The sequence below is a fragment of the Ectopseudomonas composti genome (assembly GCF_001567565.1).
In the GTDB taxonomy this organism is placed as follows: Bacteria; Pseudomonadota; Gammaproteobacteria; order Pseudomonadales; family Pseudomonadaceae; genus Aquipseudomonas; species Aquipseudomonas composti_A.
In genome coordinates, this window is sequence record NZ_LSSW01000020.1 from 82241 (window position 1) to 104040 (window position 21800).

Here is a 21800-nt window from a genome sequence, read left to right on the forward strand (position 1 = left end):
CCAAAGCGTCCACTTTTTTCATAGATTCGATAGCGAGCCCGATTCCATGTCCATGACGCCCCGCGAGATCGTTCACGAACTCAACCGCCACATCATCGGCCAGGACGACGCCAAGCGCGCCGTCGCCATTGCCCTGCGCAATCGCTGGCGGCGCATGCAGCTGCCGGCCGAACTGCGCCAGGAAGTGACGCCGAAGAACATTCTGATGATCGGCCCGACCGGCGTCGGCAAGACCGAAATCGCCCGGCGCCTGGCCAAGCTGGCCAACGCGCCATTCCTCAAGGTCGAAGCGACCAAGTTCACCGAGGTCGGCTATGTCGGCCGCGACGTCGAGTCGATCATCCGCGACCTGGCCGATGCCGCCGTGAAGATGCTGCGCGAGCAGGAAATCATCAAGGTCCGCCACCGCGCCGAAGATGCCGCTGAAGAGCGCATCCTAGATGCCCTGCTGCCGCCGGCACGCCAGGGCTTCGGCGACGAGCCGCCGCGCAACGAGGACTCCAACACCCGCCAGCTGTTCCGCAAACGCCTGCGCGAGGGACAACTGGACGACAAGGAAATCGACATCGAAGTGGCCGAATCGCCCATGGGTGTCGAGATCATGACCCCGCCGGGCATGGAGGAAATGACCAACCAGCTGCAGAACCTGTTCTCCAGCATGGGCAAGGGCAAGAAGAAGAGCCGCAAGCTCAAGGTCGCCGACGCCCTGAAACTGGTGCGCGACGAGGAAGCTGCTCGTCTGGTCAATGAGGAAGAGCTCAAGGCGCGCGCGCTGGAAGCCGTTGAACAGCACGGCATCGTCTTCATCGACGAGATCGACAAGGTGGCCAAGCGCGGCAACACCGGCGGCGCCGACGTCTCCCGTGAGGGCGTACAGCGCGACCTGCTACCGCTGATCGAGGGCTGCACGGTCAACACCAAACTGGGCATGGTCAAGACCGACCACATCCTATTCATCGCCTCGGGCGCCTTCCACCTGTCCAAGCCCAGCGACCTGGTGCCGGAACTGCAGGGCCGCCTGCCGATCCGCGTCGAGCTCAAGGCGCTGAGCCCGGAGGACTTCGAGCGCATCCTCAGCGAGCCGCACGCGTCGCTCACCGAGCAGTACAGCGCGCTGCTCAAGACCGAGGGGCTGGACATCGAGTTCGCCGAAGACGGCATCAAGCGACTGGCGGAGATCGCCTGGCAGGTCAACGAGAAGACCGAGAACATTGGCGCGCGCCGCCTGCACACCCTGCTCGAACGCCTGCTGGAAGAGGTATCTTTCAGCGCCGGCGATCTGGCCGCGCAGCATGATGGTCAGGCCATTCGCATCGACGCTGCCTACGTCAACGGCCACCTCGGCGAGCTGGCACAGGACGAAGATCTGTCGCGCTACATCCTGTAAACCCAGAAGCACGATCTTGTCGCCGATGGCCGGCGTCATTCTGTAGGAGCGGCTGGGCAGCAGCCCGCTTCAGCCGCGAAATTCGCGGATGAATCCGCTCCTACAGAACAGTGCAATCACTCACCTGGGCGTAGCGCCTAACTAGATCACGGAACTCAGCCATGCCCATTCCCAGCGCAATCAAACTGCACAAGGCGTCGAAAACCCTGGAGCTGCGTTACGGCGAGCAGAGCTACTCGCTCAGCGCCGAGTTCCTGCGCGTGCACTCGCCTTCAGCCGAAGTACAGGGGCACGGCACGCCGATCCTGCAGACCGGCAAGCTCAATGTCGGCCTCGATAAAATCGAACCGGCTGGCAACTATGCACTGAAACTGTGCTTCGACGATGGCCACGACAGTGGCCTGTTCACCTGGGACTATCTCTTCGAACTGGCCACACGCCAGGATGCGCTGTGGGCCGACTACCTGGCCCAATTGAGCGCCGCCGGAAAAACCCGCGACCCCAACGAGTCAGTCGTGCGCCTGATGCTCTGAGCCGCTGCAAAAGCCCTGCAGCAGAGCGCTCGCGCCCATTACATAGAGTCACGTTAGCGACAGTTAGAGCGCGTTTTCTAATCTATCGCGGCATACTCCTGCCCCACTGACTAGCTTGCTTAACTGCAAAAACTCGGGTAACCAAGGAACTGGCAGGTTCCCTGCATTTGGCTGTGCCAGGTGCAACGAAAGATGCGGACTCGATCCGCCCCCGGTAACCCGAGCAGTACCAGGCCCCGTGTCGCCGCGCGCCCTCGCAGGCCGGTATTCGTCTCAGGACAATGGAGCGTCGTAGATGAGTGACAAGAATAACGAAGACCTGAAACGCCAGGCCTCGGAAAACACACTGGGACTCAACCCGGTGATCGGCATCCGCGGCAAGGATCTTCTGACCTCTGCCCGCATGGTGCTCACCCAAGCACTCAAGCAACCCTTCCATAGCGCCAAACACGTCGCCCATTTCGGCCTCGAACTGAAGAATGTCGTGCTCGGCCAGTCCGCACTCAAGCCCGAAGACGGCGACCGCCGCTTCGCCGACCCGGCCTGGAGCCAGAACCCGCTGTATCGTCGCTATCTGCAGACCTACCTGGCCTGGCGCAAGGAGCTGCACGACTGGATCGAACACAGCTCGCTGTCCGAACAGGACGCCAGCCGCGGCCACTTCGTGATCAACCTGATGACCGAAGCCATGGCCCCCAGCAACAGCATGGCCAACCCGGCAGCGGTCAAGCGCTTCTTCGAGACCGGCGGCAAGAGCCTGCTGGACGGCCTCTCGCACCTGGCCAAGGACATGGTGCACAACGGCGGCATGCCCAGCCAGGTCAACATGGAGGCCTTCGAAGTCGGCAAGAGCCTGGCCATCACCGAGGGCGCGGTGGTATTTCGCAACGACGTGCTGGAGCTGATCCAGTACAGGCCAATCACCGAAAGCGTGCATGAGCGCCCACTGCTGGTGGTGCCGCCGCAGATCAACAAGTTCTATATTTTCGACCTATCGCCGGACAAGAGCCTGGCGCGCTTCCTCCTGCGCAGCCAGGTGCAGACCTTCGTGGTCAGCTGGCGCAACCCGACCAAGGCGCAGCGCGAATGGGGCCTGTCCACCTATATCGAGGCGCTCAAGGAAGCCATCGAGGTCATCTGCGCCATCACCGGCAGCAAGGACATCAACATGCTCGGCGCCTGCTCTGGCGGCCTGACCACCGCGTCGCTGCTCGGCCACTATGCGGCCCTCGGCCAGCCGAAGGTCAACGCCCTGACCCTGCTGGTCAGCGTGCTCGACACTCAGCTCGACACCCAGGTCGCGCTGTTCGCCGACGAGAAGACCCTGGAAGCAGCCAAGCGCCGCTCCTACCAGGCCGGCGTGCTGGAAGGCAGCGACATGGCCAAGGTGTTCGCCTGGATGCGCCCCAACGACCTGATCTGGAACTACTGGGTCAACAACTATCTGCTTGGTAACGAGCCGCCGGTGTTCGACATCCTCTACTGGAACAACGACACCACGCGCCTGCCGGCCGCGCTGCACGGCGAGTTCATCGATATGTTCCAGACCAACCCGCTGACCCGTCCGGGCGCGCTGGAGGTCTGTGGCACACCGATCGACCTGAAGCAGGTCACCTGCGACTTCTTCGTCGTCGCCGGCACCACCGACCACATCACCCCCTGGGACTCCTGCTACAAGTCGGCCCACCTGTTCGGCGGCAAGTGCGAGTTCGTGCTGTCCAACAGCGGCCATATCCAGAGCATCCTCAACCCGCCGGGTAACCCCAAGGCGCGCTACATGACCAACAGCGAGATGCCGCTGGACCCGAAGGCGTGGCAGGAGAGCTCGACCAAGCATGCCGACTCCTGGTGGCTGTACTGGCAGGCCTGGCTGACCGAACGTTCGGGCAAGACCAAGAATGCATCCAGCACGGTGGGCAACAAGAAATTCCCGGCCGGCGAGGCCGCCCCGGGCACCTACGTACATGAACGCTGATCGTCAGCATCAACCGCAGCGGCACCGGGAAGTGCCGCACGCCTCGACGGGCCAACCGGCGCGGCGAACCAGGTAGATCCTGGTAACCCTGGAGGCGGCCCGGATGGCCCTCTCCAGCGCTCAACTCCACAGGGGCTGCGCCCATGCCGCAACCATTTGTATTCCGCACCATCGACCTCGATGGGCAGACCATCCGCACCGCGGTGCGGCCGGGCAACAGCCAACTGGTGCCACTGCTGATCTTCAATGGCATCGGCGCCAACCTGGAACTGGTGATGCCCTTCGTCGCCGCCCTCGACCCGGAGCTGGAAATCATTGCCTTCGATGTCCCCGGTGTCGGCGGCTCCTCGACCCCGGCAATGCCCTATCGCTTCCCCGGCCTGGCCAAGCTCGCGGCACGCATGCTGGACTACCTCGACTACGGTCAGGTCAATGCCATCGGCGTGTCCTGGGGCGGCGCCCTGGCGCAGCAGTTCGCCCATGACTACCCCGAACGCTGCAAGAAGCTGATCCTCGCCGCCACCTCGGCTGGCGCGGTGATGGTGCCAGGCAAGCCCAAGGTGCTTTGGCGCATGGCGAGCCCGCGGCGTTATGTGCAGCCCTCCTATGGCGTACGCATCGCCCCGGACATCTACGGTGGCGCCTTCCGCCGTGACCCCAAGCTGGCCATGGCGCATGCCAGCAAGGTGCGCTCGGGCGGCAAGATGGGCTACTACTGGCAACTGTTCGCCGGCCTCGGCTGGACCAGCATCCACTGGCTGCACAAGATCCGCCAACCGACGCTGGTGATGGCGGGCGACGACGACCCGCTGATCCCGCTGATCAACATGCGCCTGCTGGCCTGGCGCATTCCCAACGCCGAACTGCACGTGATCGACGACGGCCACCTGTTCCTGGTGACCCGCGCCGAGGCGGTGGCCCCGATCATCATGAAGTTTCTCGAAGAGGAACGGCACCGCGCGGTGATGCACCCGCAGCCAACACCCGTACGCCAGCACTAGCAAACCGTTCGAAAACCTAGGCGAAGACTGCATGGATGCAGGAGGTAGAGCGAAGCATGAAGCCCGAGCCGAGCCAGTTTTCTAACGGCTTGTTGACCCGCACCAGCTTAGTGCGCAATGTAGGGCATGCTCGAAGAAGGGGCCGGTATCGGCCCCTTCGATTTTCCAGCCAGCGCTCTGGGACGGACCTCCCGCGCGCCTGGTACAGGGCTTGCTGCACATCGTGCACAAGCACAAGGTGCGCGTCAGGCAGTCCGCGCCATGAAAGTCTCTTGCAGGTCGTTTTCAACGGCTTGCCAGGCGGTTTGACGATGGAGTGTTACACCATGCGAGACAAATCGACTCCGGCTTCACTGCCGGCACCTGCCAGTTTCATGAATGCCCAGAGCGCCGTAGTCGGCGTTCGCGGCCGCGACCTGCTATCGACCATGCGCCTGCTGGCCGCCCAGGGCCTGAAGAACCCGGTGCGCAGCGGACGCCACCTGCTGGCTTTCGGCGGCCAGCTCGGCCGGGTACTGCTCGGCGACACCCTGCACAAGGTCAACCTGCAGGACCCTCGTTTCGCCGACCCGACCTGGCACCTCAACCCCTTTTACCGACGCAGCCTGCAGGCCTATCTGGCCTGGCAGAAGCAGTTGGCGGCGTGGATCGATGACAGCGACCTGTCAGCCGATGACCGTGCCCGCGCGCGCTTTCTCGCCTCGCTGATGAGTGACGCCCTGTCGCCCTCCAACAGCCCGCTCAACCCGCAGGCGCTCAAGGAACTGTTCAATACCGGTGGCAGCAGCGCCTTCAAGGGCCTGCGCCATCTGCTCGACGACCTGCTGCACAACGACGGGCTGCCCAGCCAGGTCACCAAGCATGCCTTCGAGGTCGGCCGCAATCTGGCCTGCACCCCGGGCGCGGTGGTGTTTCGCAATGAGCTGCTGGAGCTGATCCAGTACAAGCCGATGAGCGAAAAACAGTACCTGCGTCCGCTGCTGATCGTGCCGCCGCAGATCAACAAGTACTACATATTCGATCTGTCCAACGACAAGAGCTTCGTCCAGTACGCGCTGAAGAACGACCTGCAGACCTTCATGATCAGCTGGCGCAACCCCGACCCACGGCATCGCGAATGGGGCCTGTCGAGCTACGTACAGGCCGTCGAGGAAGCCGTCGACGCCTGTCGGGCCATTACCGGCAGCAAGGATGTCAACCTGCTCGGCGCCTGTGCCGGCGGCCTGACCATCGCTGCCCTGCAAGGTCACCTGCAGGCGCGCCGCCAGTTGCGCAAGATCGCCAGCGCCACCTACATGGTCAGCCTGCTCGACAGCCAGATCGACAGCCCGGCGATGCTTTTTGCCGACGAGGAAACCCTGGAATCGGCCAAGCGCCGCTCCTACCAGCAAGGCGTGCTGGATGGTCGCGACATGGCCAGGGTATTCGCCTGGATGCGCCCCAACGACCTGATCTGGAACTACTGGGTCAACAACTACCTGCTCGGCAAGCAACCACCGGCGTTCGACATTCTCTACTGGAACAACGACAACACCCGCCTGCCCGCCGCCCTGCACGGCGACCTGATCGACTTTTTCAAGCACAACCCGCTCAGCCGCACTGGCGGCCTTGAAGTCTGCGGCACGCCGGTAGACCTGGCCAAGGTCACCGTCGACAGCTTCAGCGTGGCAGGCATCAACGATCACATCACACCCTGGGATGCGGTCTATCGCTCGACCCTGCTGCTTGGCGGCAACCGCCGCTTCATCCTGTCCAACAGCGGCCATATCCAGAGCATTCTCAACCCGCCAGGCAACCCCAAGGCCAACTACTACGAGAACGCCAAGCTCACCTCCGACCCACGCGCCTGGTACCACGACGCCCAGCACCAGCAGGGCAGTTGGTGGCCGCAGTGGCTGGAGTGGATCCAGGCCCGTTCCGGCGAGCAACGCGAAACCCTGATGGCCCTGGGCAACCAGGGCCATCCGCCCATGGAAGCAGCGCCGGGCACCTACGTGCACATCCGCTGAAAGCGATGGCCGGCAGCGTAGCGGCCGGTTATCGTCAGGTCTTCGCGCCCAGCCGAACAAGAAGCCAAGGATGAAAACCCGCGAACGTATTCTGCAAACCGCCCTGCAGTTGTTCAACGAGCAGGGCGAACCCAACGTTTCCACCCTGGAGATCGCCAACGAGCTGGATATCAGCCCCGGCAATCTCTACTACCACTTCCACGGCAAGGAGCCGCTGGTATTGGAGCTGTTCGAGCGTTTCCAGAGCGAGATGGCGCCGCTGCTCGATCCACCTGCGGAAGCCCAGCTGGACGTCGAGGATTATTGGCTGTTCCTGCACCTGATCGTCGAGCGCCTGTCGCAGTACCGCTTTCTCTTCCAGGACATGTCCAACCTGACCGGGCGCCTGCCGAAACTGGCGCGCGGCATACGCCACTGGCTGAACGCCCTCAAGCGCACCCTGGCGGCCTTGCTCGCCCGCCTCATGGCCGCCGGACAGTTGAACAGTGGCACTCAAGCGCTCGGCCAACTGGTCGAGCAGATCACCCTGACCCTGCTGTTCTCCCTCGACTACCAACGCATTCTCGACCGGGAAGGCGAAGTGCGCCTGGTGGTGTACCAGATCATGATGCTGGTGGCACCGCACCTGAACCAACCGTCACGCGGCACCGTCGAGCAACTGGCGCAGCGTTATCTGGAAGCCTGACACTGCTCCGCCGTTGCTAGGCATCGCGTGCCCGACGACCTGAAATGAAAACGCCCGGCACTAGGCCGGGCGTTGTCCATTACCGAGAAACTCAGGACGAAGTAGCTGGCGCTGCAGGCGTGGCAGCCGGAGCTGCGGCCGGGGTAGCAGCGGCAGGCGCCGCCGGAGCCGGAGTAGCCGCTTTCGGCGCTGCTGCCTTGGCCGCAGCAGGTTTCTTCGCGGCCGGCTTCTTCGCAGCTGCCGGCTTGGCCGCAGGTTTGGCAGCGGGTTTCGCGGCCGCCTTGGCTGCTGGTTTCGCCGCTGGTTTAGCTGCCGGCTTGGCCGCCGCCGCAGGCTTCGCCGCAGCTTTGGTAGCGGCCGGTTTGGCTGCTGCTTTGGCTACTGGCTTGGCCGCCGGTTTGGCAGCGGCTTTCGCAGCTGGCTTGGCGGCAGCCTTGGCAGCGGGTTTCGGCGCAGCTTTGGCAGCAGCAGGCTTGGCGACCGACTTGGCGGATACGCCAGTGATCTTCTCCAACTGCTTGGTCAGGCTGTCGACCTTGTCGTTCAATGCCTTGACCTCGTTGCGGCTGGGGACACCCAGACGCGAGATGGCATTGTTCAGACGCTTGTCGAAAGCCTCTTCCAGCTCACCCCATTTGCCGATCGCCTTGCCCCGCACTTCATCGACCTTGGAGCGGGCCGAACCGACTTTGGAACCGACGCCGGTTTTCACCGCATCGACCTGCTTGTCGACTTCGCTCTTGGCCAACTTCTCGGCTTTCTCGCCATCCTTGACCAGCGTATCGAACAGCTTGGTGCCGTCCTTGCTGACCTTGGAGTAAGCGCCCAAGCCTGCCAACCAGATCTGGCGCGAGTATTTCTCGACCTCGCCGATCCAGGAGCTGGTCTGTTTCTCGGTTTTCTTCTTAACAGCCATCCTGATCTCCTTATTTGGTACGCGCGACATGCTCGAGCAACGCGCTCAGCTCATCCAGCTTAGCAGAGAGTGCTTCAACATCCTGCTTGGACGGAATGCCGATACGGTTCAGAGCGGAAGCCACACGAGTATCGAAAGCCTTCTCGATCTTGTCGAGTTGAACTTCGACCCTGCCTTTAACGCTGGTGACGTTGCTGTTGACCGACTGCTTGACCGATTCGATCTGGCTGTTGGCAGCATCTACCTGCTCGTCGACCAGCTTCTTGCCTTTGCTCTCGACGCCTTCGCCGGCCTTGACCAGCTCCTTGAAGTATTCGGCCCCCTCGACACCCGCCTTGGCGTAGGCGCCCAGGCCAGCGAGGTAGATCTTGCGGGCATAGCCCTTCACGTCGTCGAACAGACCGGCTTTGTCTTCGACCACGGTTTCTACTTTTTTCTTCACGGCGACTTTCGACATGGTGCACCTCACGCGCTTTGACAGTTAGCGGAAACGCCCACGGATTGCAGGCTTGGGTACACCCTAAGGAGAAAAATTAGAAATCGCATACTAGGAGCAGCTGCAGCGGCTCGGAAGGATCACGCGTCACCGTTCCCCCCATCTGGCGGATGGAAACAGCGCCATCCGCCCTACGTACTGACTTGAAGCTTGAGGCGGCCTGTTCAGACCAGGGATTTGTCCAGCACCTGCTCGATCTCGCGCTGAATCATGCCGCCCATCGGCGACAGCAGCAGCCCGAGCTTGAGTTCGACGCGCACGGTATCGTCACCGACCGCGATGCTGCCATCGGCACCGCTGCGATTGAATTCCAGGGTGTCGCCATTCCAGCGATAGCGCACGTCGTACTCGCTGGCCAGGCGTTCGGCCAGGCGCTCGGCCTTTTCGCGGGCGGCTTCGCGGCCGAGGGAATGGGATCGTTCGACACGAATACGGGACATGACAACTCCTTGAACTGGCAGCGCGCCGCGTGGCTGCGGCATGAGGTCACATCACTCTACCAGCCCACCGCACGGCCGGGCACCCGAGCAAGACAAAGACTGCCTGCACCTTTAGAATGGGGCGGTTTTCTACCCGGTGAGAGCGACATGAGCGATCCACGCAAGGCCCAGGAGCAGGAACCCACCACTCACTTCGGTTTCCAGGATGTACCGGAAAGCCAGAAGGCGGAAAAGGTAGCCGAAGTCTTCCATTCGGTGGCGGCCAAGTACGACCTGATGAACGACGTACTGTCCGGCGGCCTGCATCGCCTGTGGAAGCGCTTCACCATCGAGCTGTCCGGCGTACGCCCGGGTAACCGCGTGCTCGATATCGCCGGCGGCACCGGTGACCTGACCCGCAAGTTCGCCAGCATCGTCGGCCCCACCGGCCAGGTGGTACTGGCCGACATCAACGACTCCATGCTCAAGGTCGGCCGTGACCGCCTGCTGGACAAGGGCGTGGCCGGCAACGTGCAGTTCGTTCAGGCCGATGCCGAGAAGCTGCCGTTCCCCGACAACCACTTCGACGTGGTCACCATCGCCTTCGGCCTGCGCAACGTCACCCACAAGGAAGACGCCCTGCGCTCCATGCTGCGCGTGCTCAAGCCCGGTGGCCGTCTGCTGGTGCTGGAATTCTCCAAGCCCGGCAACCCGCTGCTGGCCAAGGTCTACGACACCTATTCGTTCAGTTTCATGCCGCTGGCCGGCAAACTGATCACCAATGACTCGGAAAGCTATCGCTACCTGGCCGAGTCGATCCGCATGCACCCGGATCAGGAAACCCTCAAGGCGATGATGGTCGACGCCGGCTTCGAGCGCGTCACCTACCACAACATGACCGGCGGTATCGTCGCCCTGCACCGCGGCATCAAGCCCTGATGCTGATAACCGGCTTGCTGGCCAGCGTCGAAGCCGGCCTCAATCGTGTTCTGCGCCTCGACGGCACGGCCTTGCCGCGCCTACAGGCGCTCAGCGGCAAGGTGATTGCCGTGCATTGCCAGAGCCCGACGCTGGAGCTGTTCATCCTGCCCAGCGGCGCTGGCCTGCAACTGGCATCACAGTGGCACGCCCCTGCCGACTGTACCCTCACCGCCCCCGCCGCCAGCTTGGCGCGCCTGGCCCTGAGCCGCGACAAGACCGCTGTACTGCACCGCCCGGAAGTTTCCCTCGATGGCGACAGCGCCGTGCTGCTGCAGTTGGCCGGCATCCTCCAGGATCTGGAGCTGGACTGGGAGTACGAAATATCCCGCTGGCTCGGCCCGCTGGCCACCACGCTGTTCGCCAGCCATTTGCGTAGCCGGGTCAACCTGGCGACCAATGGCGCCGCCAGCCTCAAGCAGGACCTGGCCGACTACCTGGCCGAAGAGTCACGCACCCTGGTGGGCCAGCGCGAAGCCGATGTGCGCTTCGCCGAGCTGGACCAACTGAAACTCGCCCTCGACCGCCTGGAAGCACGCATCGAGCGCCTCACTTCTGCCAATAAGTCCGACGCATGAAGCTGCTTGCCGTTCGCCGTCTGCTGCGCATCCAGCGCGTAGTCATCCGCTACCAACTGGACGAAATGCTGTTCGAGCTGCCGCTGCCGTTCTGGCTGCGCGCGCTGTCCTACCTGCTGCCCTGGCGCTGGCTGCCGCGCAAGCCGCTGGAGCTGTCGCGCGGTGTGCGCCTGCGCCTGGCGCTCGAAGACCTCGGGCCGATCTTCATCAAATTCGGTCAGTTGCTGTCCACCCGCCGCGACCTGATGCCGCCGGACATCGCCGACGAGCTGGCGCACCTGCAGGACCGCGTCCCGCCGTTCCCCGAGGATCAGGCCATCGCCCTGATCGAGCGTCAGCTTGGCGCCCCGGTAAGCGAGCTGTTCGCCCGCTTCGACAGCCAGCCGCTGGCCTCGGCCTCGGTGGCCCAGGTGCATGCGGCGCAGCTCAAGACCGGCGAGGAAGTGGTGGTCAAGGTGGTGCGGCCTGGCCTCAAACCGGTCATTCGCCAGGATCTGGCCTGGCTGTTCCTGATCGCGCGCATCGCCGAGAAAGCCTCCGCCGACGCCCGCCGCCTGCATCCGGTGGAAGTGGTCAGCGATTACGAGAAGACCATCTACGACGAGCTCGACCTGCTGCGCGAGGCGGCCAACGCCAGCCAGCTGCGGCGCAATTTCGACGGCTCGCCGCTGCTCTACGTGCCGCAGGTGTACTGGGACCTGTGCCGTCACCAGGTGCTGGTGATGGAGCGCATCTACGGCATCCCGGTGACCGACCTGGAGACCCTGGCCGACCAGCGCACCGACATGAAGCTGCTGGCCGAGCGCGGCGTGGAGATCTTCTTCACCCAGGTGTTCCGCGACAGCTTCTTCCACGCCGACATGCACCCCGGCAACATCTTCGTCAGTACCCGCACGCCCTGGAGCCCGCAGTACATCGCCATCGACTGCGGCATCGTCGGCAGCCTCACCGACGAGGACCAGGACTACCTGGCGCGCAACCTGCTGGCCTTCTTCAAACGCGACTACCGCAAGGTCGCGCAATTGCACATCGACTCGGGCTGGGTGCCGGCAGAAACCAAGGTCAACGAATTCGAAGCGGCGATCCGCACTGTGTGCGAGCCGATCTTCGAGCGGCCGCTGAAGGATATTTCCTTCGGTCAGTTGCTGCTGCGCCTGTTCCAGACCGCGCGACGCTTCAACATGGAAGTGCAGCCCCAACTCGTGCTACTGCAGAAAACCCTGCTCAACATCGAAGGCCTGGGCCGCCAGCTCTATCCGGACCTGGACCTGTGGAGCACCGCCCAGCCCTACCTCGAACGCTGGATGCGCGAGCGCATCAGCCCCCTGCACCTGCTGCGCAACCTGCAGCAACAGGCCGAACAGGTGCCACACCTGTCGCAGATCGCCCGCGACACGCTGCAGCGCCTGCAGCAATCGCAACGCGAAGAACAGCGACCCAGCAGCGACCGCTGGCCACTGCGCCTGCTCGGTGCTGCACTGATTGGCGCCGGCACCCTTCAGGGGCTGGCGCCGCTGCTCGCCGCCTGGCCTGCCTGGCTAATGGTCGGCGGCGGCCTCTATCTGGTGCTGCGCCGATAGCCAGCTAGCCACGGCACTGGCACACTTGGCGAATTGACAGTCCGGCAACCCCGGCAGACTTGGAACACCGATGAACGATTGGCTCGACGAAATCCACTGGAACGAAGACGGCCTGGTGCCGGCCATCGCCCAGGATCACAAGACCGGCCGCATCCTGATGATGGCCTGGATGAACCGCGAATCCCTCGCCCTCACCGTCAGCGAGCAGCGTGCCATCTACTGGTCACGCTCGCGTGGCAAACTGTGGCGCAAGGGCGAAGAATCCGGCCACGTGCAGAAGCTGCATGAGCTACGTCTGGACTGCGACGCCGACGTCATCGTGCTGATGGTCGAGCAACTGGGAGGCATCGCCTGCCACACCGGGCGCGAGAGCTGCTTCTACCGCGTATACGAGAATGGCGCCTGGAAAACCGTCGACGCCGTACTCAAAGATCCGCACGCCATCTATGCAGGACACAGCCATGAGTGACACTCTTAGCCGTCTGGCCGAGGTACTGGAAGCGCGCAAGGGTGCAGCACCGGACAGCTCCTATGTCGCCAGCCTGTATCACAAGGGCCTGAACAAGATTCTGGAAAAGGTCGGTGAGGAATCGGTGGAAACCATCCTCGCCGCCAAGGACGCCGCCAACAGCGGCGACTGCAAGGACCTGATCTACGAAACCGCTGATCTGTGGTTCCACAGCCTGGTCATGCTCGCCGCCCTCGGCCAGCATCCACAGGCCGTGCTGGATGAACTGGATCGCCGTTTCGGCCTCTCTGGCCACGCGGAAAAAGCCGCGCGACCGCAATCCGAATAACTTTCACAACGGAGAACTCATCATGGGTTTCGGCGGTATCAGCATCTGGCAACTCCTGATCATCCTGCTCATCGTGGTCATGCTGTTCGGCACCAAGCGCCTGAAGAACCTGGGCTCGGATCTGGGCGACGCGGTCAAGGGCTTCCGCAAGTCGATGGACAACGGCGAAGCCGACAAGCCGGCCGTCGAAGAGCCCAAGGGGCAGACCATCGACGCCCAGGCACGCAAGGTCGAAGAGCCGGCGAAGAAAGACTAAGCCATGTTCGACATCGGTTTTACCGAACTGCTGCTGGTAGGCCTGGTGGCCTTGGTAGTGCTCGGCCCTGAGCGTTTGCCAGGCGCGGTGCGCACGGCCAGCCTGTGGATCGGCCGGATCAAGCGCAGCTTCAACTCGATCAAGGCCGAGGTGGAGCGCGAGATCGGCGCCGATGAAATTCGTCGCCAGCTGCACAACGAGCGAATTCTCGAGCTTGAGCGCGAGATGAATGCGATGAAGCAGGACATCCTAGGCACCGGCAACGGCACCAGCCCGCCTGCCGAAAGCAGCGCCAAACCGACAGCCGAAGCGACCCCGAGCGTTCAGGACAAGAATCCCCAGCCATGAGCAGAAACCCGCAAGACGACCAGGAAATGCCTCTGGTCTCGCACCTGACCGAGTTGCGTACTCGCCTGTTGCGCTGCGTCGTGATCATCCTGCTGATCTTCGCCGGCCTCTTCTACTTCGCTCAGGACATCTACGCCCTGGTAGCTGCGCCGCTACGCGCTTACTTGCCGGCCGGCGCGACGATGATCGCCACCGGTGTCGCCTCACCGTTCCTGACGCCGTTCAAGCTGACCCTGATGTGCGCACTGTTCCTTGGCATGCCGGTGATCCTGCATCAGGCCTGGGGCTTCATCGCACCGGGGCTCTATACCCACGAACGACGGATTGCAGTGCCGCTGCTGATTTCCAGCATCTTTCTGTTCTACGCCGGCATGGCCTTCGCCTACTTCGTGGTCTTCCCGATCATGTTCGGCTTCTTCGCCAGCGTGACGCCAGAAGGCGTGGCGATGATGACCGACATCGGTCAGTACCTGGACTTCGTCCTGACCCTGTTCTTCGCCTTTGGCGTGGCTTTCGAGATCCCCATCGCCACCTTCCTGGTGATCTGGGTGGGCCTGGTCGACGTCGCCACGCTGCGCAAGAGCCGTCCCTACGTGGTCGTTGGCTGCTTCATCGTCGGTATGGTGCTGACGCCGCCGGACGTGTTCTCGCAAACGCTGCTGGCGCTGCCGATGTGGTTGCTGTTCGAAAGCGGCCTGCTGGCTGGCGCGCTGCTCAAGCGCAAGCAGAAGCAAGAGCAGGAAGAGGCTGAAGACCAAGCCAAACCCGAAGACCAGCCACCCGCGCCGCAGCCGTGAATCTGCTGCTACTGGAAGACGCCGACTTCATCGGCGTCGATAGAGTGCGTCTCAGTGGTCGGCGCCTCAAGCATCTGCATGAGGTACACCGCGCCGAAGCCGGGGATCGCCTGCGTGTAGGGCGCCTGGGAGGCCTGATGGGCGAAGGGCATTTGCTCAGCCTGGATGCCGACAGCGCCGAGCTCGCCGTCGAACTCAACCAGGCGCCACCGGCCAAGTTGCCACTGACGCTGATCCTCGCACTGCCCCGGCCGAAGATGCTCAAGCGCACCCTGCAGACCATCGCCAGCATGGGTGTACCGCGCCTGGTGCTGGTCAACAGTTACCGGGTGGAAAAGAGCTTCTGGCAGACGCCCTTCCTGCAGCCCGAGGAGATTCGCGAGCAGTTGATCCTTGGCCTGGAGCAGGCGCGCGATACCGTACTGCCGGAGGTCAGCATCGAAAAGCGCTTCAAACCTTTCGTCGAGGATCGCCTACCGGCACTGGCGGCCGGCACCCTCGGCCTGACCGGACACCCCGGCGACTACCCAACCTGCCCTCGCTCGGTAGAACAGCCCGTGACGCTAGCCATCGGCCCGGAAGGCGGCTGGATCCCCTACGAAGTGGAACTGCTACGCGAGGCCGCCGGCCTGCAGCCGGTGCAGCTGGGCGAGCGCATTCTGCGCGTTGAAACGGCGGTACCGGTGTTGCTGGCAAGACTGTTCTGAGGGACTCAGCGGCGAACACGCTTCGCGTTCCCCGCCCTACACGCTATACCTCGAGCAAGAAGGTCACCGGCCCGTCGTTGACCAGATGCACCTGCATGTTGGCGCCAAAGCGCCCTGTGGCGACTTGCTCATGCTCACTGCGTGCGCGCTCGACCAGGGCATCGAACAGCGCGGCGCCCTGCGCGGGCGGCGCAGCACTGGAGAAGCTGGGGCGCATGCCGCTTTTGGTGTCGGCCGCGAGGGTGAACTGTGACACCAGCAACAGGCCGCCCTGCACGTCCGTCAGCGAGCGATTCATCTTGCCCGCCTCGTCGCTGAACACGCGATAGCCGAGCAGCTTGTGCAGGGCCCGCCCCACACTGGCCTGATCATCCTGTGGCTCGATGCCGACCAGCGCCAGCAGGCCCTGGTCGATGCTGCCCACCACCTCACCTTCGACCTCGACCCTGGCGGCGCTGACGCGCTGGATCAGCAGCTTCATGCATCCTCCAGCGGCAGGTCGAGCAGGCGTCGGGCCATCTGCTCGGCGGCGCGGATCAGCGCATCGGTAATGCCCGGCTCCGCCGCCGAATGACCGGCGTCGCGGATGATCTGCAACTCGCTGTTGGGCCAGGCCTGGTGCAGCGCCCAGGCATTGTCCAACGGACAGATGGCGTCGTAACGACCATGCACGATGATGCCCGGCAGATGGGCGATCTTCGGCATGTCACGGAGCAGTTGGTTCGGTTCGAGGAAGGCATCGTTGACGAAGTAGTGGCACTCGATACGAGCGATGGACAGCGCCCGATGCGCCTCGCTGAAGCGGTCGACCACCTGATTGTTCGGGCGCAGGGTGGCGGTGCGACCTTCCCAGGTCGACCAGGCCTTGGCAGCATGCATCTGGGCGATCTGGTCGGCGCCAGTCAGGCGCTTGTAGAAAGCCTGCATCAGGTCGCCACGCTCCTCCACGGGGATGGGCACGACATAGTCTTCCCAGTAATCGGGGAACAGGCGACTGGCGCCCTCCTGATAGAACCAGCTGAACTCCTGCGGCCGGCACAGGAAGATGCCACGCAGGATCAGCCCGTGCACTCGCTGTGGATGCGCTTGCGCGTAGGCCAGCGCCAGGGTGGAACCCCAGGAGCCACCGAACAACACGAACTTGTCGATCCCCAGGTGCTCGCGAATGCGCTCGATATCGCCGATCAATGCCTGGGTGGTGTTGTTTTCCAGGCTCGCGTGCGGCGTGGAACGACCGCAACCGCGCTGGTCGAAGGTGACGATGCGATACAGCGCGGGGTCGAAATAGCGGCGGCTGGCCGAATCGCAGCCGGCGCCTGGGCCACCATGGATGAACAGTACCGGCAACCCGTCCGCCGAGCCGCTCTCGTCGACATAGAGGACGTGCGGCGGCTCGACCGCCAGCTCGTGGCGGGCGTAGGGTTTGATCTCCGGGTACAAAGTCTGCATGGTTGGCTCCTGTTGGCTGGGCTACAACTGCCGTGTTCCACTCTGCCCGGCATCATAACCATGAAAAGGACGTTCAGCATGTCGATGCGTCAACTGTATTGGTCGCTGTTTATTTCTCTCAGCCTGCTGCTCGTCGGCTGCGGCGCTCGTGACGATCCGCAGGCCGCTCTGGAAGCCGCTGTGCAGCAGCTGCAGGACAATATCGAAACCAAGCGTACTGGCGCGGTAATGGACCAGCTGCATGGCGACTTCCTGGCTCGTCAGGAGCTCGACAGCGAGTGGGCCAAGCGCACCATGACCCTGTTGTTCCTGCGCCACAAGAACGTCAAGGTGATCGCCCTGGGCAAGAACAGCTGGATCGACCCGGCAATCAGCAGCAAGGGCTACACCGAGGCGCAGGTGGGCCTTAGCGGCGCAGAAGGACTGATTCCCGACAGCGCGCGGCACTACTCGGTGAAGCTGCAATGGTGGCTCGATGGCGGCGAATGGAAACTTGCGCGCCTGGACTGGGAATGAAGGCCTGGCCCGGCTCGCATCCGGGCCAGCACGGGCGCTGAGTCAGTCAGCCTGACGCCAGATCAGATCCGAGGTGACGTAGCCCTGCTCACGCGCCACCTCGAGCAGCTTGTCGCGGGTTTCCTGATCGACCTCCGGTGTACGTGACAACAGCCACAGGTACTTGTGCTCCGGGTGACCGACCAGCGCCACACGGTAATCCTCGTCGTGGTAGATCACCCAGTAGTCGCCCTTGATCGGCAGCAGCTTGCTGGCCCAGTTGTCGAAGCGCACCCACAGTTTGTCGGTTTGCCCTTCGACCTGAGGCTCGGCGACGCCCTTGGCCTCGATCCACTCGCCATCCTTGTCGCGGCAGCGATTGGTCACGTCGATACGACCATCATCACGCAGGCCGTAATGCGCTTCGGACTGCACGCAATTGCGCTGAAAGAACATCGGCAGGCGCGCCAGCTCGTACCAGGTGCCCTGGTAGCGCTGCAGGTCGACCTGCATGGTCTGCGGTGGCGGTTTGGAGATGCTGCCGGTACCCGAGTTGGCGCAGCCTGCCAGAGCGAGAATGGCGCTGGCGATGAGGATCGAACGCATGGAGGCTCCTGTTACTTGAGTCCCTTGCCGGAGAACAGCATGACCTTGTCCCCGGCGTACTGGACGCTGATATAGGCTTTGTCGTCGCCCCAGGTGCAACTGGTCATCCCGAGTGCACCCGCGCACTCGCCCGGCGCGCCGAGCAGGCTTTCCACTTCCTGCTTGCTCATGCCCGCTTCGAGCTTGGAATAATTTTCCTGATTGACCTTGCCGCAGGCGGCAAGCAGGCAACAGGCGAGCAACGCGAAGATACGCATCGACATGGATGAAGCTCCTGATGGGAAGGTGCCAGCAAGCTTGGCATAGCCGGCGACGACTTGCCCGCTTGGAGTTCAGAAACTCGAGCCGGGTTCCCGCAGAAAGGCCAGCTCTTGGGCGCTAGAGGTGCGACCAAGAATCGCATTGCGATGGGGAAAGCGGCCGAAGCGGGCGATCACCCGCTGATGACGCTCGGCGAAATCGAGGAAGTTCGCGAACAATGGCTGCTCATTGGCAGCGGCCTCGCTCAGCAGATCACCAAACAGCTCGACCGCGCGGTCCTGCAAGGGCAGATCCTCGGCGTGCTCGAAGATCAGGTAGGCGAAGACGCGCTGGATGGGCGTCAGCCTGCGATCCCAACCGCGATCCAGGCCAGCGCGCAGCAGCGGACGGGCAAGTGGGTCGCCAGCGAATGCGCGAGGCGTATCGCGGAAGATCATGCGCGGTAGCTGATCGAGCAGGATCAGTTGCGCCAGCCAGCCCTGCGGGTCGTCCGCCCAGCCTTGCAGCTCGCCAGCCAGGGCCTGCTCGACCAGCGCGCCGAAACGCGCCTCGGCCTCACGGTCCTGGCTGTCGCGCTTGCCGAACCACAACCCCTGGCGCGCAGCGGCCACCTCGGTGGCCGGGCCGTGATCGGCCCCGAACCACCAGTCGAGCAACGGCTGCCAGGCTTGCATCAGTTGCGGTGGTACGCGGTGATGCGCAGCACTTCTTCTTTCGAGCCGAGGTAGACCGGCACGCGCTGATGCAGCGAAGTGGGCTGAATATCGAGAATACGCTGGCTGCCGTCGGTTGCAGCGCCACCGGCCTGTTCGATGATCATCGACATGGGGTTGGCTTCGTACATCAGGCGCAGCTTGCCCGGCTTGTCCGGCTCGCGCGCGTCACGCGGGTACATGAACACACCGCCACGGGTGAGGATGCGATGCACGTCGGCCACCATCGAGGCGATCCAGCGCATGTTGTAGTTACGCCCCAGCGGCCCGGTTTCACCGGCCAGCAGCTCGGAGACGTAGCGCTGCACCGGGGCTTCCCAGTGGCGCTGGTTGGACATGTTGATGGCGAATTCCTTGGTCGACTCGGGCACCTTGATGTTGTCGTGGGTGAGCACGAAGCTGCCCAGTTCACGATCCAGGGTGAAGCCCTTCACGCCGTCGCCAAGGGTCAGCATCAGCATGGTCTGCGGGCCGTAGATGGCGTAACCGGCCGCGACCTGCTGGGTACCCGGCTGCAGGAACGCTTCCTCGCCCAGGTCACCGGTCTGGCCATTGCGCTCAGGGCAGCGCAGCACGGAGAAGATGGTGCCGACCGAGACGTTGACGTCGATATTGCTGGAGCCGTCCAGCGGGTCGAAAACCAGCAGGTAAGCACCTTTCGGGTACTTGCCGGGAATCTGGTAGGCGTTGTCCATTTCCTCGGACGCCATGCCGGCCAGGTGACCGCCCCACTCGTTGGCTTCAAGCAGGATCTCGTTGGAGATCACGTCGAGCTTCTTCTGCACTTCGCCCTGCACGTTCTCGCTGTCCAGGCTGCCCAGTACACCACCGAGGGCGCCCTTGGAGACCTGATGGCTGATCGCCTTGCAGGCCCGTGCCACGACTTCGATAAGGAAACGCAGGTCGGCCGGGGTGTTGTGACTGCGGGTCTGCTCAATCAGGTAGCGGCTGAGGGTGACGCGGGACATGGACGGCTCCGGAAAGGGAAAAAATCGCGCGCAGTTTAACCCGAGTCGCCGCGCAATGCTGCCTGCCGGGATGGATGGCTGGGTTTGGCCTCTGTCAGCAGGTCGCAAACGCGGTTACGTCCGTCGCGTTTGGCCTGGTAAAGCGCGGCATCGGCGACCTGTAGCAGCTCGTCGAGCGCCTGCCCTTGCTCAGGCCAGTGGGCCAGGCCGGCAGACAGGGTCACGCGTTGATCACCACCCCGGGTGGCGACATCCTGAGCGGCCAGCTGCGCGCAGATGCTCTGCAGGCGTTCGCCGGCCTCATGCGGGTCGGCGCCCGGCAGTATCAACAGAAACTCCTCACCGCCGATACGAAATACCGCGTCAGTACTGCGCAGGTTGTCCAGCAGGTGCTGGGCGACGGCCTTGAGCACATCGTCGCCGACCAGGTGGCCGCACTCGTCGTTGAGGCGTTTGAAGTTATCGAGATCGATCAGCGCCAACCCCAACGGCAACTTTTCGCGTTGTACCCTGGCCAGCTCGCGGGCGAAGAATTCGTCCAGGTAACGACGGTTGTACAGCCCTGTCAGCGGATCGCACAGCGCTTGCTCACGCAGTTGCTCATGCAGGCTGGAGATGGTGCTCAGGCGCTCCTCGCTGAGTGCCAGGGCTTCGGCCAGCTTCAGCTCACTGAGGTGGCGCTGGGTCACGTCACGGATATAGAGCATATGGCCAAGCAGAGTCGGACCATGACGAGTGACGCGCTGGATGCCTCGCACCCGCAACTCGTAGTAGCGCGCGGCGCAGGTCAGCGTCAGCGGCACGTCCGCCTCGGTAGCGCCGCGCTCTTGCAGCAGTCGTTGCACGTCGGCGCCGAAAACCGGCCACTGCGCCAATGCCATGCCGTGCCATCCTGATTGCAGGCCCGCCAGCCTCAGCGCTGCCGGGTTGGCCTCGATCACACGGCCCCGTGGGTCTATCACCAGCACCGGATCGAGCAAGGCCTCCAGCAGCAGGTGACGCGCTACCGGCAGGAGATCGAACAGACGCACGCCGACGATCAGCCAGGAAAAAGCCAACAGGGTGAACGCGAAACTGAAGGGCGTCGGATCGAAGCCGAACAGGGTCCAACCGAATACGACGTAACCTACGTTGGCCGCCCAGGGCACAGCCGTGACCAGCACGAAGGCCAGGTAGTGGCGGCGATGCAGCCCCTGGCTGAGCGCAGCGGCACGCGTGACAACGCCCATGCAGAAGGCCATGAACAGGTACACATAAACGGCCGTGGCGTAGAACAGCGGGCCATGCTCGTAACGCACGGGCGCACCCAGGCTGGCGTCGATCGGTGCACTGCCAGCGCCGTAGAACAAGCCGTGCCAGGGATTGCTCAGCGCCAGCCCCCAGACCAGCAGTGGCACCAGACCAAGCCCGAGGATGCTGCTACGCGCCAGCGGCGTGCGCATGCTGTTGACGTATTGCCAGAGGAAAACCGCCCAGAACGTGGGCGTGGCGACGATGCCGGGCCAGGCCATGCTGGCCCAGAACATCTTGCAGTCGGCGCTGAGGAAGGCCATTTCCAACGCTGCAGCGACCATCCACCAGAGGCTGGCCAGGTGCAGCAGGAAGAAGCTGTCACGCCCAGGGAAGTCGCGCTGACGGGTGACCCAGCAGGCCAGCAGGATCACGCCGAGACATACCAGCAGCGTTCCCAGCACTGGCGCCGACAGGCTCCAGCCGGAAGCCATGCACGCGTGCATCAGCGCCCCCTCCGCATTCCCGGCGAAGCAGTGCGTGAGTCGCGGACACAAGCGACACTGGACGACTGGGCAGTGACGCGAATCGAAATACGCAAGGGCCTTCCTGACCT

General features: G+C 63.5%; 26 protein-coding genes. 16 read left to right on the forward strand and 10 right to left on the reverse strand.

Annotated features, from left to right (window positions below; genetic code table 11):
• Positions 1 to 46 precede the first annotated feature (46 nt).
• The 6 genes from hslU to PCLY_RS06380 all read left to right on the forward strand — a co-directional run bounded on the left by hslU (position 47) and on the right by PCLY_RS06380 (position 7590).
• Positions 47 to 1387, forward strand: coding sequence for an HslU--HslV peptidase ATPase subunit (hslU, locus tag PCLY_RS06355; RefSeq protein ID WP_061238443.1), 1341 nt, complete (start codon positions 47 to 49; stop codon positions 1385 to 1387).
• A 161-nt stretch (positions 1388 to 1548) separates the two neighbouring features.
• A complete protein-coding gene (locus PCLY_RS06360) occupies positions 1549 to 1920 on the forward strand; it encodes a gamma-butyrobetaine hydroxylase family protein (protein WP_061238444.1) in 372 nt (123 codons plus the stop codon).
• A 295-nt stretch (positions 1921 to 2215) separates the two neighbouring features.
• On the forward strand, positions 2216 to 3895 hold the full coding sequence (gene phaC, locus PCLY_RS06365) for a class II poly(R)-hydroxyalkanoic acid synthase (RefSeq protein WP_061238445.1): 1680 nt from the start codon (positions 2216 to 2218) through the stop codon (positions 3893 to 3895).
• 143 nt (positions 3896 to 4038) lie between these two features.
• Positions 4039 to 4896, forward strand: a complete 858-nt coding sequence (gene phaZ, locus PCLY_RS06370) for a poly(3-hydroxyalkanoate) depolymerase (RefSeq protein ID WP_061238446.1) — start codon at positions 4039 to 4041, stop codon at positions 4894 to 4896.
• A 326-nt stretch (positions 4897 to 5222) separates the two neighbouring features.
• Positions 5223 to 6905 carry a class II poly(R)-hydroxyalkanoic acid synthase gene (gene phaC, locus PCLY_RS06375; RefSeq protein ID WP_061238447.1) on the forward strand — a complete coding sequence of 561 codons (1683 nt, stop codon included), beginning with the start codon at positions 5223 to 5225 and terminating at the stop codon, positions 6903 to 6905.
• Between the two features lie 70 nt (positions 6906 to 6975).
• Positions 6976 to 7590, forward strand: coding sequence for a TetR/AcrR family transcriptional regulator (locus tag PCLY_RS06380; RefSeq protein WP_061238448.1), 615 nt, complete (start codon positions 6976 to 6978; stop codon positions 7588 to 7590).
• A gap of 91 nt (positions 7591 to 7681) precedes the next feature.
• On the opposite strand, the gene PCLY_RS06385 is transcribed toward PCLY_RS06380, so the two are convergent.
• From PCLY_RS06385 to PCLY_RS06395, 3 genes are all read right to left on the reverse strand, one after another.
• Positions 7682 to 8506 carry a phasin family protein gene (locus PCLY_RS06385; RefSeq protein WP_061238449.1) on the reverse strand — a complete coding sequence of 275 codons (825 nt, stop codon included), beginning with the start codon at positions 8504 to 8506 and terminating at the stop codon, positions 7682 to 7684.
• A 10-nt stretch (positions 8507 to 8516) separates the two neighbouring features.
• The gene (locus tag PCLY_RS06390) at positions 8517 to 8963 is read right to left on the reverse strand and encodes a phasin family protein (RefSeq protein ID WP_061238450.1); all 447 of its coding nucleotides are present in this window, start codon (positions 8961 to 8963) and stop codon (positions 8517 to 8519) included.
• A gap of 203 nt (positions 8964 to 9166) precedes the next feature.
• Complete coding sequence (locus PCLY_RS06395; RefSeq protein ID WP_061238451.1) at positions 9167 to 9442, reverse strand: polyhydroxyalkanoic acid system family protein; 276 nt, start codon at positions 9440 to 9442, stop codon at positions 9167 to 9169.
• Between the two features lie 147 nt (positions 9443 to 9589).
• On the opposite strand from PCLY_RS06395, the gene ubiE reads away from it, so the two are divergent.
• The 9 genes from ubiE (at position 9590) to PCLY_RS06440 (ending at position 15462) form a co-directional block, all read left to right on the forward strand.
• A complete protein-coding gene (gene ubiE, locus PCLY_RS06400; RefSeq protein WP_061238452.1) occupies positions 9590 to 10360 on the forward strand; it encodes a bifunctional demethylmenaquinone methyltransferase/2-methoxy-6-polyprenyl-1,4-benzoquinol methylase UbiE in 771 nt (256 codons plus the stop codon).
• Positions 10360 to 10977: a ubiquinone biosynthesis accessory factor UbiJ gene (locus tag PCLY_RS06405; protein ID WP_061238453.1), complete on the forward strand. Its 618-nt coding sequence runs from the start codon at positions 10360 to 10362 to the stop codon at positions 10975 to 10977. The genes ubiE and PCLY_RS06405 overlap by 1 nt, the downstream gene beginning before the upstream one ends.
• A complete protein-coding gene (ubiB, locus tag PCLY_RS06410) occupies positions 10974 to 12557 on the forward strand; it encodes a ubiquinone biosynthesis regulatory protein kinase UbiB (protein ID WP_061238454.1) in 1584 nt (527 codons plus the stop codon). Before PCLY_RS06405 ends, ubiB begins: the two co-directional genes overlap by 4 nt.
• Before the next feature lie 70 nt (positions 12558 to 12627).
• Positions 12628 to 13026 (forward strand): phosphoribosyl-AMP cyclohydrolase, encoded by a 399-nt coding sequence (gene hisI / locus PCLY_RS06415; RefSeq protein WP_061238455.1) that lies wholly within the window; start codon positions 12628 to 12630, stop codon positions 13024 to 13026.
• Positions 13019 to 13354 (forward strand): phosphoribosyl-ATP diphosphatase, encoded by a 336-nt coding sequence (locus PCLY_RS06420; RefSeq protein ID WP_061238456.1) that lies wholly within the window; start codon positions 13019 to 13021, stop codon positions 13352 to 13354. Before hisI ends, PCLY_RS06420 begins: the two co-directional genes overlap by 8 nt.
• Before the next feature lie 22 nt (positions 13355 to 13376).
• Complete coding sequence (tatA, locus tag PCLY_RS06425) at positions 13377 to 13610, forward strand: Sec-independent protein translocase subunit TatA (RefSeq protein ID WP_061238457.1); 234 nt, start codon at positions 13377 to 13379, stop codon at positions 13608 to 13610.
• Between the two features lie 3 nt (positions 13611 to 13613).
• Positions 13614 to 13958 carry a Sec-independent protein translocase protein TatB gene (gene tatB / locus PCLY_RS06430; protein WP_061238458.1) on the forward strand — a complete coding sequence of 115 codons (345 nt, stop codon included), beginning with the start codon at positions 13614 to 13616 and terminating at the stop codon, positions 13956 to 13958.
• Positions 13955 to 14755 carry a twin-arginine translocase subunit TatC gene (gene tatC / locus PCLY_RS06435; RefSeq protein WP_061238459.1) on the forward strand — a complete coding sequence of 267 codons (801 nt, stop codon included), beginning with the start codon at positions 13955 to 13957 and terminating at the stop codon, positions 14753 to 14755. The genes tatB and tatC overlap by 4 nt, the downstream gene beginning before the upstream one ends.
• Positions 14752 to 15462 carry a 16S rRNA (uracil(1498)-N(3))-methyltransferase gene (locus PCLY_RS06440; protein WP_061238460.1) on the forward strand — a complete coding sequence of 237 codons (711 nt, stop codon included), beginning with the start codon at positions 14752 to 14754 and terminating at the stop codon, positions 15460 to 15462. Before tatC ends, PCLY_RS06440 begins: the two co-directional genes overlap by 4 nt.
• Positions 15463 to 15505: 43 nt before the next feature.
• On the opposite strand, the gene dtd is transcribed toward PCLY_RS06440, so the two are convergent.
• Positions 15506 to 15943, reverse strand: a complete 438-nt coding sequence (dtd, locus tag PCLY_RS06445; protein WP_061238461.1) for a D-aminoacyl-tRNA deacylase — start codon at positions 15941 to 15943, stop codon at positions 15506 to 15508.
• Positions 15940 to 16911: a prolyl aminopeptidase gene (pip, locus tag PCLY_RS06450; protein WP_061238462.1), complete on the reverse strand. Its 972-nt coding sequence runs from the start codon at positions 16909 to 16911 to the stop codon at positions 15940 to 15942. The genes dtd and pip overlap by 4 nt, the downstream gene beginning before the upstream one ends.
• 78 nt (positions 16912 to 16989) lie before the next feature.
• On the opposite strand from pip, the gene PCLY_RS06455 reads away from it, so the two are divergent.
• The gene (locus PCLY_RS06455; RefSeq protein ID WP_061238463.1) at positions 16990 to 17427 is read left to right on the forward strand and encodes a hypothetical protein; all 438 of its coding nucleotides are present in this window, start codon (positions 16990 to 16992) and stop codon (positions 17425 to 17427) included.
• 42 nt (positions 17428 to 17469) lie between these two features.
• Here PCLY_RS06455 and PCLY_RS06460 read toward each other — a convergent pair whose 3' ends face one another.
• The 5 genes from PCLY_RS06460 to PCLY_RS06480 all read right to left on the reverse strand — a co-directional run bounded on the left by PCLY_RS06460 (position 17470) and on the right by PCLY_RS06480 (position 21690).
• A complete protein-coding gene (locus tag PCLY_RS06460; protein ID WP_061238464.1) occupies positions 17470 to 18012 on the reverse strand; it encodes a lipocalin family protein in 543 nt (180 codons plus the stop codon).
• 11 nt (positions 18013 to 18023) lie between these two features.
• Entirely contained in the window at positions 18024 to 18275 is a 252-nt protein-coding gene (bamE, locus tag PCLY_RS06465) for an outer membrane protein assembly factor BamE domain-containing protein (protein WP_061238465.1), read from the reverse strand.
• A 69-nt stretch (positions 18276 to 18344) separates the two neighbouring features.
• Positions 18345 to 18947, reverse strand: a complete 603-nt coding sequence (locus PCLY_RS06470) for a DUF924 family protein (protein ID WP_061238466.1) — start codon at positions 18945 to 18947, stop codon at positions 18345 to 18347.
• Positions 18947 to 19954, reverse strand: coding sequence for a class 1 fructose-bisphosphatase (locus PCLY_RS06475; protein WP_037004510.1), 1008 nt, complete (start codon positions 19952 to 19954; stop codon positions 18947 to 18949). The genes PCLY_RS06470 and PCLY_RS06475 overlap by 1 nt, the downstream gene beginning before the upstream one ends.
• Before the next feature lie 35 nt (positions 19955 to 19989).
• Positions 19990 to 21690 carry a histidine kinase N-terminal 7TM domain-containing diguanylate cyclase gene (locus PCLY_RS06480; RefSeq protein ID WP_061238467.1) on the reverse strand — a complete coding sequence of 567 codons (1701 nt, stop codon included), beginning with the start codon at positions 21688 to 21690 and terminating at the stop codon, positions 19990 to 19992.
• Between the last annotated feature and the right edge of the window lie 110 nt (positions 21691 to 21800).